Origin of the sequence: Tatumella ptyseos ATCC 33301 (genome assembly GCF_000735525.1) — a bacterium.
GTDB lineage: Bacteria > Pseudomonadota > Gammaproteobacteria > Enterobacterales > Enterobacteriaceae > Tatumella > Tatumella ptyseos.
In genome coordinates, this window is record NZ_JMPR01000062.1 from 1 (window position 1) to 804 (window position 804).

An 804-nucleotide genomic window follows, 5' to 3' on the forward strand; every position below is an offset into this window, starting at 1 on the left:
AATTTCAAACAGCCGGATCTGCTGCTCGTGGGTTATTTCGCCAACCAGTGGCCCGTAGACCTTAACGAACTGAGCGGCCAGGTGATTTCTAAGATACGCAGCCCTGGAGCAAATAACCGCTTTGAATTCTTCAATCCCGGCCCGTCTGAGCGTGGCATAGATTTCTCCGGTGCTGCGTTCGCGCATATCATAACCGCGCCCTAACGTAACGCCGGATCGCCCCCCGGGCCAGTGAAGAATACGGGAAAAGTTGGGATAACGGTGCTGCCTGAACGGTTCCACTGCGGTGATATAGTCTGAGCCTTCTGCATCAAAAGTTATTTGTCCTTCATATACCCGGAGCGCCCCCCGGGTATTGCGTGGCCGCCAATGTGGACTTAATGCATTGCTTAACGCCTGAATAAAATAAGTATCAACGGATGTTATCAGCCCTGAAGGCGACATATTCAGCAGACGTTGATACCAGCGAATAGCTTCTATCGTGCCTTGTCCGCACTGGCCGTCAATCTTCAAAGTTCGCCCGGTGCTCTGTCGGTAACCCGCCCCGGAAATGAGTTGCTGGATTTTTTTTACCTCTGCGGGTGCATTGGTGCCGCATGTACCGACCGATGAGAAAAGGCGATCGGGATGCAACGTCATGGGAGCGTGAGAGCGTCCAGTCATATGAGTAAATTCCCTGTCAGTATTCATCCCTGGGTGATCCAGGTTGTAGAATACGCCACCGGGGGTGAAGAGTAACCGAGGGATTGACTGATTTGTCGGCAGGATAACAATTTTGATTTCAAGTCATCATTTTCTACAGCA

At 51.4% G+C, this 804-nt stretch carries 1 protein-coding gene; it reads right to left on the reverse strand.

Translation table 11 applies throughout. The features are described 5' to 3' along the window. A partial coding sequence (locus tag GTPT_RS16575; RefSeq protein WP_038011909.1) for a peptidoglycan-binding protein occupies positions 1 to 663 on the reverse strand: 663 nt, incomplete at its 3' end. Between the last annotated feature and the right edge of the window lie 141 nt (positions 664 to 804).